A 3,102-nucleotide genomic window follows, 5' to 3' on the forward strand; every position below is an offset into this window, starting at 1 on the left:
AACCCGGACCCCTCAGTGGTGCGTTTCTCACCATTAACCCTTTACTTTCACCTCAGGAAGTGGCCCAGAGAAAACAGGATCCGCTCATTGCCAAACTGAATTCAGGAATCGAATATTCGCTGCTGAAAAACAAAGGAAAATATTCGCTGGTTGTCGCGTCATTTTATGGTAATTCCGTGACCAAGACAGCCACGTCTCGATTTCAGAATGCTTCACAGTCTTTAAAAATAGGCAAAAGCCTGGATCAAGCAGCCGAGAATGCCTGGGCACTGGCCAAAGCATTGAGAAATGCGAAAAGCTATGGTTTTCCTGCAGGGGCGGCGCGAAACATCGATGCTTATGTCTTGCATGAAAAGTACCGGTCTATCGTAACGGTTGGTTCTTTTGATTCATCAGATGATCCCCGCCTTGTCAGTTATGCAAAGCTGTTTGGATCAAAACTGAAACCACACCCTGAAACAGGAGTGGAATCAATGACTGCTGAATATTTTGTGATCCCCGGTAGAACACCACAATCGGCGCCAGTCGCATCCTGGGTGTTCGATCCTAAGCCAACATTGATCCGAAATCCAAAAGCAAGATAAACAAAGTGTTGTCTGAATTTGATTAAAATCGTTGCCTTCCCCCTATCTCTCGGGCCTGTTAAAGTGCCTGGAACTGGGAAGGCTTCTTTTTTGCACCGTGTTTTTGCACCGTGGATGAGAAGAACCAGAATGGGTTCCCGCTCAAAAAATCCGGTAAGTCACTCACTTTGAAAATCAATCGTCTTATGATTCAGTATCCTGTTATCGTTCTAGCAAGTCGCAATCAAAAAAAAGCCGGTGAGATATCGGAGCTGTTAAGCCCGTATCACATTTCGGTACAAAGTGTGACTCAATTCCCGGATGCTGAGGAAGTGGTAGAAGATGGAAACACATTTGGAGAAAACGCAGCTAAAAAAGCAGCTGAAACCGCATTGGCGATTTCACAGTGGACGATTGGCGAAGACAGCGGGTTGATGATCGACGCGCTGAATGGTGCACCGGGAATTTATTCTGCGCGCTTCAGCGGAGAAGATGCAACCGATGAACAGAATAACGCCAAAATGATTCAAGAGTTAAAAAACGTCTCTCTTGAAAAACGTACTGCTGCCTATTTCTGTAATGTCGCTCTCTCTAATCCCCGGGGAGAAATATGCCTGCAAGTAGAAGCAAGCTGTAGAGGTCGTATCACCGAGTCACCGCGCGGCCAGAATGGATTTGGCTACGACCCCTATTTTGAAATCGTTGAGCTGCATAAAACATTTGGCGAGTTAGCACCCATAGTCAAACAGCATCTCAGCCATCGCGCACGTGCCTTTGAACGATTCATCCCACAATTGGTTGAATTGTTCGAACAACAGACCTGAATCCAACAAAGAAGCACTTTTTTTCAAAAGTAGCTAAAAGGAGCGGTTTGCCTTCTCTTTCGTAAGAGGCTTCGCGGCCGCGCCACCCGCTAGCCCTTGACTCCTGCGCGCCGCGTAACGGATGGGGAATGAAGGCCAGACCGTATTTTGTTGCTGAGGAATGGGATACTCGGGTCCGTCAAACAGATGGCCACGAGACCCATTACGCATCGATTTCTCAGAAACATACTGTGTGAAACCCAACCATTGACGATCCGGAGCGGCAACACTAAACAGGTTTTTTCGTTCGGGAGTAAAACCGGCAAACTCGCGAGGTAAAGGTGCGGTATGCAACGCCGTCAACAAAAACGCCATTGCAATATACCCGGTCATTGCTGCAAAGCCCCATCGGGCTATCTCGTGAACCAAAGGATGAACCTGCATATAAGTTGGTGCAATTCGCACCGTGATCTCCCGAAAGAGAAAAATAAACGCGATAAATAATCCAATCAAAGCAATACTGTCCCAGCGACGCGCCCAAGCCCCTGAACTGGAAATATTATTTGTCAAAAAAGTGGCCAATGGTTCGAAATAATTCATCGCCAATAGTCCGGCCAGCAGGACGGAGACGAAAATAAACCCCGCACCCCAGGCTCCTTCACTGGCAACGCACCAAGTTACAATTCCGAGAATTGCCAGCAGTAAAATGTCGATCATGACCAAGTTCCAGACTGAATAAGTCGATATCAAATGGAAATATTTCGTAAACTCAAAAGCAAACCTATCGCTTTTTTATTGATAATCTCACTTCACTACTCGCAGTAATTCATCGATGGAAGTGATCCCTTTCACAACTAATCGCAAACCTTCCTCTTTCATATACAACATACCGTTCTTTCGCGCCAATGCTTTCAATTGAGACATGTTGGCTGTATCGCGGATCATGTCGCGCATCCGCTCATTAAAATCAAGTAGTTCGACAACACTGATGCGCCCCTTATATCCCAATCCACCACAGGCAGGACAAACAGTATCCGGTTTTTTGGGTTGTCTATAAAAGCATTTCACTTTTTCGGGAGGCAAATTGGCTTTCTTCAAAAATTCCGGATTGGGCTGATAAGATTCCCTACATTCGGGACATAATCGCCGGGCCAGACGCTGCGCTAAGAGAGCTGAGAGAGAGCTTGCCAGCATAAAAGGCTCCACGCCCAGATCCATCAGTCGATACAAAGCCGTAAAGGTATCGTTTGCATGCACCGTTGAAAATACCATATGTCCGGTATTGGCTGCCTGACAGGCAATGCGTGCCGTCTCCGCATCACGAATTTCTCCGATCATTACCACATCTGGGTCTTGGCGAAGAATACTTCTTAAAGACTCTGCGAATGTCTGGCCAGCTTTCTGGTTGATTTCAATTTGTGAAACATTATCAATTCGATATTCCACCGGATCTTCAATTGTGATGATATTCCGCTGATACGGGTCAATTTCATGCAGGGCAGCAAACAAAGTGGTTGATTTACCAGCACCCGTCGGTCCACAGCATAAAAATAGACCATGGGGTTGTTTGACGATGGAACTGAGCTTTTCAACCAGTTGCTTTCTGATCCCCAGCCCTGCCAACGTACCAACCGAATTCGTCTGGTCAAGAATACGCAAACTCATTTTCTCGCCATGCCTGGTTCCCTGACTGGCTAAACGAAAATCAATTTCGCGGTCGGGCATAATAGCACGAA

General features: G+C 46.6%; 3 protein-coding genes and 1 pseudogene. 2 read left to right on the plus strand and 2 right to left on the minus strand.

Translation table 11 applies throughout. The features are described 5' to 3' along the window. Both Q0668_RS01515 and rdgB read left to right on the plus strand, forming a co-directional pair. A pseudogene (locus Q0668_RS01515) lies at positions 1-584 on the plus strand (hypothetical protein); the annotation flags it as partial. Between the two features lie 110 nt (positions 585-694). Further along, positions 695-1,387: an RdgB/HAM1 family non-canonical purine NTP pyrophosphatase gene (rdgB, locus tag Q0668_RS01520; protein ID WP_298859255.1), complete on the plus strand. Its 693-nt coding sequence runs from the start codon at positions 695-697 to the stop codon at positions 1,385-1,387. Positions 1,388-1,420: 33 nt separating this feature from the next. On the opposite strand, the gene Q0668_RS01525 is transcribed toward rdgB, so the two are convergent. Next, positions 1,421-2,083: a CvpA family protein gene (locus Q0668_RS01525; RefSeq protein WP_298859257.1), complete on the minus strand. Its 663-nt coding sequence runs from the start codon at positions 2,081-2,083 to the stop codon at positions 1,421-1,423. Between the two features lie 87 nt (positions 2,084-2,170). Further along, the coding region (locus Q0668_RS01530; RefSeq protein WP_298859259.1) for a GspE/PulE family protein at positions 2,171-3,102 on the minus strand (932 nt) is incomplete at its 5' end.

Source organism: uncultured Gimesia sp., assembly GCF_937910335.1.
Taxonomy (GTDB): domain Bacteria; phylum Planctomycetota; class Planctomycetia; order Planctomycetales; family Planctomycetaceae; genus Gimesia.